This window comes from Neisseria sp. HMSC03D10, assembly GCF_001807625.1.
Taxonomy (GTDB): Bacteria; Pseudomonadota; Gammaproteobacteria; order Burkholderiales; family Neisseriaceae; genus Neisseria; species Neisseria mucosa.
Map to the genome: position 1 here is coordinate 1 of NZ_KV789477.1, position 4,691 is coordinate 4,691.

General features: G+C 45.3%; 7 protein-coding genes and 1 pseudogene. 2 read left to right on the plus strand and 6 right to left on the minus strand.

Annotated features, from left to right (window positions below; all coding sequences use genetic code 11):
• Nucleotides 1-230: 230 nt before the first annotated feature.
• From HMPREF3066_RS00265 to HMPREF3066_RS00290, 5 genes are all read right to left on the minus strand, one after another.
• Entirely contained in the window at nucleotides 231-1,070 is an 840-nt protein-coding gene (locus tag HMPREF3066_RS00265; RefSeq protein WP_070439768.1) for an NAD-dependent epimerase/dehydratase family protein, read from the minus strand.
• A 40-nt stretch (nucleotides 1,071-1,110) separates the two neighbouring features.
• Entirely contained in the window at nucleotides 1,111-1,593 is a 483-nt protein-coding gene (locus HMPREF3066_RS00270) for a DUF2269 family protein (protein ID WP_003778699.1), read from the minus strand.
• The gene (locus HMPREF3066_RS00275) at nucleotides 1,590-1,979 is read right to left on the minus strand and encodes a DoxX-like family protein (RefSeq protein WP_060975556.1); all 390 of its coding nucleotides are present in this window, start codon (nucleotides 1,977-1,979) and stop codon (nucleotides 1,590-1,592) included. Before HMPREF3066_RS00275 ends, HMPREF3066_RS00270 begins: the two co-directional genes overlap by 4 nt.
• A gap of 514 nt (nucleotides 1,980-2,493) precedes the next feature.
• Entirely contained in the window at nucleotides 2,494-3,012 is a 519-nt protein-coding gene (locus tag HMPREF3066_RS00285) for a GbsR/MarR family transcriptional regulator (RefSeq protein WP_003760633.1), read from the minus strand.
• A 752-nt stretch (nucleotides 3,013-3,764) separates the two neighbouring features.
• Complete coding sequence (locus HMPREF3066_RS00290; RefSeq protein ID WP_070439770.1) at nucleotides 3,765-4,031, minus strand: hypothetical protein; 267 nt, start codon at nucleotides 4,029-4,031, stop codon at nucleotides 3,765-3,767.
• A gap of 86 nt (nucleotides 4,032-4,117) precedes the next feature.
• Here HMPREF3066_RS00290 and HMPREF3066_RS13425 point away from each other — a divergent pair, with 86 nt between their 5' ends.
• Nucleotides 4,118-4,252: a hypothetical protein gene (locus HMPREF3066_RS13425; RefSeq protein WP_321178872.1), complete on the plus strand. Its 135-nt coding sequence runs from the start codon at nucleotides 4,118-4,120 to the stop codon at nucleotides 4,250-4,252.
• Nucleotides 4,216-4,320, plus strand: a pseudogene (locus HMPREF3066_RS13690) (NADPH quinone reductase MdaB); the annotation flags it as partial. The gene HMPREF3066_RS13425 and the pseudogene HMPREF3066_RS13690, both read left to right, overlap by 37 nt.
• Nucleotides 4,321-4,376: 56 nt before the next feature.
• Here the strand turns inward: HMPREF3066_RS13690 and HMPREF3066_RS11800 are convergent.
• Nucleotides 4,377-4,691: histidine phosphatase family protein (locus HMPREF3066_RS11800; RefSeq protein WP_141743147.1), on the minus strand; the 315-nt coding region annotated here is incomplete at its 5' end.

The window sequence follows — 4,691 nt, forward strand, 5'->3', positions numbered from 1 at the left end:
TCAGTATTCGCCTGGAAATACTGTAAACAACGTTACTGGTTTCTACAGTTTACGGTTGTCGTTGCTTCTTTACGTTTCGATTTGCACCAGTATTGCCACGTTAATGCTAAGTTTGTCCGTTATAGTACAAACACGCACGGTTTTCATAATGTCAAGAATAAAAAAGATGAATTGTAGCAGGTAAATCTCGTCTGAAATCTAATTTTCCGTTGCATATGTGTATGGCTGATTCAGCTTTGACGGGAAAAGTTTTCCGCAGCTAATGGCGCTCTCCCCAATAAAGCTGCAAAATCAGAATAATCGGCGCATGAGCCTTGTTTGAGCAGGGCAAAGCTGTTGCGGCTGATGATGCCGTTGCTGAGGATGTTTGCCAACGGCAGCGCAGGGTCAAGCAGGCGTAGGGGAATAGGCAGGATATGTTGTGGCGGTTTGTGGTGCAGGGTTTGGCGGAGGGTGGTCAGGTATTCTGCCAAGGTCAGCGTTTGGCTGCCGGTCATATTGACGATGCTGTGGCCGGCGTCGGTTTGGACGGCCAGTTTTGCCAAACCTTCGGCAACATCGGCAAGATGGACGGGCTGCAAGTAAAAGCGGCCGCCTTCTGGTAGTGGAAGTAAAGAGAGGCGGGCTAATTTGATGAACAGTTCGCAGCTGGTTCCTCCTCGCCCGTAAACGACGGATGGTCTGGCTATGGCAATCGGGATGCCGCTTTGGGCGACGGCATCATCTCCACGTCCTTTGCTGCCGACAAAGTTGATGGATTGAGATGGGTCGGCACCCAGTGCGGATAGTTGCACCCAGTGTTTTATGCCTGCTGTTTTTGCCCATGCGGCGAGTTGTTTGGGTGTACGGTGGTGTACGGTTTCGAGTATTTCGGCATGACGGCTCATGATGCCGATGCAGTTGATGAGGACGTCTTGCCCCTCTAATAAACGGCGTGCGGCGGTTTCGTCAGGATGAAGAAAATCGAAGGCGCGGCGGTCGGGCGTGTAAACTTGGTGACCTTGTTCTTTTAAGATTTGGGCGGTACGGCTGCCGATGAAGCCGCTGCCTCCGAAAATGATGATGTTCATGGTTTTTCTTTATGGTGTTGCTGAGGTCGTCTGAAAATCTTTAAATCGGTTTCATCACCATCAGGAAGTAAATCACGATAGTGGCGCAAAAGGCGGGATAGCCCAGCAATTCCCAGCGTCTGGCATAACGCCAATAGGGTTCTGGAATGGTGTCTGCGTTTTCTTTATGCGCTTGTTCGGCAATCTTTGCCATACGGATTTGCAGCCAGACAACGGGCAGCCAGCAAATGCCTGCAAGGATGTATAAACCGATCGTCATCCATACCCAATTTTGTTCTAGCATGGTGGAAACGGTATAGCCGCGTTCGTACAGCATCCATAAGCCGGACAAGGGTTGGAAAATGACGGCGGGGGTCGTAAACCACCAATCTGCTTTGATGACCCAATGCGATACGACCGACTGCGCGGCGACCGAACCGCTGCGGTTTGCCCAAAAGAGGTAAAACGCTGTACCAAAACCGGTGCCGACCATTAAGGTAGCCGAGATGATGTGCAGGGTTTTAACGATTAAATAGGTGTTCATTTTTTATCTCCTACGGATTGATACAGGAAAAATAAAGTAGCCATAATCGGCAGGTTTTTTACCAAAGGCGCAAATGGGTGCGCCCACATTTCGGGCAGCCTGAAAGCAATAATCAGGCTGTATGCCGCGACGGTCAGCAATTGCAGCAGCCATATTTCGGAACGGGCGCGAAAGCGGCTGAAGCATAAAAAGGCAAAACCGATGTCCAGCAGTGAAGCGGCGATTAATGTCGGCCACAGCAACGGATCGGGAATACCGACCGAATGCAGCAAATCCAATGACATTTCGGGCATGAAAAACAGAGGTTGGGTACCGCTCCACAGCCATAGCAGCCCCATCGAGTAAGACAGGTAGGCAGGGAGATTGCGTGTAGTTTTGTCGGACATATTGGTTTCCTAATTTCATTTCGGTTTATTTATATATTTAGCCTGTAATTTCTAAAATTTCTGTCAAAAGAGAAATATAAGGGTAAAAAAATTAGGCAGGTTCCTGAATATCATCCTCCCCCGGAGGATTGGGCAAGCTCAAAACGCCAACAATCAAAGAATAAGTACCGCCTATTACCACGCCGGCTAGGAGACTGGTGACAAAATCTGCACCAAACAGTAAAAGATATAGGCAACCGCATAATAATCCGGTTATGATTGCCCGGATAAGGCCGCGTAAGTCCCTGTATGTAGACGTCAAGCTTAAGATCAAACCGCAAATTAGGGCCGGTACGGTAAAGAATAAAGCATAGTAGCCGATACTAAACGCAAAAAATAGCGTAGATGCAGTATAAACGATGATGACTCTGCCTCTCGGATAGTCGAAATAATCTTCTGTCGAATGCGTCATAACACACCTATGATTGCGTAAGAGAAACCGGGGGTTGTGTCTTGTAAACCAATTGGGGAGGTATCATCGGAAAAATTTTTGTATTCCGGCGCCTATTTTTAAAATTTTCACCATGGTTGAGGTGGAAAGCTTCAACATTTCATTTGCCCATATGGTCAGTGTGTTAATGAAATCATGGGTTTGTCTGATTCGCTGTTTGGCGGTTTCATTTTCCTGACTAAATTCAGGGCTGTCGATCAGGCTTTGCAAAAATTGCCGCGTCGGTTCGATTTCACGCTGCATACGCATTTCTGCAATGGTGCGGAACAAAGTCCAGACGTCGTCTGAAGTTTCAAAATGATCGCGCCTGTCGCCCAAGATATGCACGGTATGCACCAGCCTCAGGTTTTGCAGCTCTTTGATGCTGTTGCTGACATTGGAGCGCGCTACGCCGAGCGTTTCGGTAATTTCTTCGGCATTCATCGGTCTGCCTAAGATGTAGAGCAGGGCGTGGATTTGCGCAACGGTACGGTTGACGCCCCATTTGGTGCCCATTTCGCCCCAGTGGAGGATAAATTTTTCAGTGGTCGGATTCAGTTTCATAGTAAGGGTATTTTATTTTTGTCTTTTATTTCTGTCAATACAGAAATATTTAAGGGCAAAGTTTTTATCAATTTAGGTACGAATTGATTGGCTGATGAACCAGCACCTGCTCCAACTTCAGCGGAGAAAGTGGTTAACATGTTTGGTAATTATAGCTTGTACGGTTTTGTTGGAAGAAAATACTTATGGGAAATCCCCTAAATTCTTGTATAGGAATTTAAGGGATTTGTGGTAATAATTAAAACTAAGAAAAGTAAAATGCAATAATTTTACATAATATAAATTAATTTCCTTTTTCCTATTCTTCTACAAATTCCGCTGTTTTGTTCCTATATGTCAAATGAGAATTAATGATACTCTAGAGAGTGTGCTCATAGTACTCCAATTTTTATTATCAAATCAATAGGTTTTAAGAGAAATTTGGATACTTAGTTTTACTGTATTTCAACCACTTAATTATGGAGTAGTGGAATAGGATAGAAGTTATCAAGCTAAGACAGAGTACCTTCATCTTTTGAAAAAGTTAAAAAGTAGGGTACAGATTAGGTTAAGATAATAGCGATTGTCTAAACTCATTCCACCCAGTTTGGCGGTTAGGTTCTTGCCAATTTTTTATCCCATACGGCAATAGACTTTCAGCACATATTATAATCGAGGGTGTTACTTGCATTGTCATAATATGCCTGAGAAAAGCAGCTTGAAATCCAATTTCCAAAGTCCAAACTGCTTTTTCCAAATTTCAGACGACCCGATTATTCGCACGCTGCCAGCACCAAATCGTTTAACTTCGCTGCGCGTATCAGGTGCGGCAGGCCTTCGATAAAGCCCGCACTTAAAAACACGACGGTCAGTTCGCGTTCGGGATCGACCATATAGAACGTCGAACCGCCGCCCAAGCCGGCGAAGGCGTTCGGATTGGCCAAATAACCACATACGTTCGGCATGTGCCCTGTACCGGGCACAAAACCGCCGTGCAGTCCATAATGGGCTTTGAGTGGGGTAGGTGCAATTTGTCGCATTCACCTTTAAAAATCAGGTTGTCCATATCGCAGCAGTGATTTTGCGCGGCATAGTTTGCCATGGCAGGAGAAAGGATGCGTACGCCTTGTCCGATTTTGTTCAGGCGCAGGTTTTCGGCGAAGCGGTGAAAATCGTCAATCGTGTAAAAGGCGTTACCAGCAGGGATTTGGCAGTTGTCCGCTGCTTGGCCATCTGCCGACATTCTTATGTAACGATGTGATTAAAAATCCACAAGTAGAACAATACTTAGCCGATTACCAAGCACACTTGGAAAAAGTATTTGGCTAATGGCAAAAAAGGTAGGGAAAATGCCCACCTTTTTTATTATTGTTGAATGGTTGTGATCATTGTAAATGGGCCACATTGTTAAGCTGCTCAATATGAAAACCGCTTTCACTATCGTATTTCACAATACTGATCGAAGTATTCAACAATGACACGGATTTACCCTCATCACGATGATTTTCCCAAGTCGCTCCGCATAGTAAGGATAATAAAAGCCGCAAGGTATGGCCATGCGATACCACTAAAATATTGGCTCCCGATTGATGTACTTTAACGATATCGTAAAGGGCGGCCATTGCACGTACTGCTAATTGTTCAAAAGTTTCGCCACCATTGCTTAATGTGTAGAAATCAGTAGCGTTGTTTACAGTATT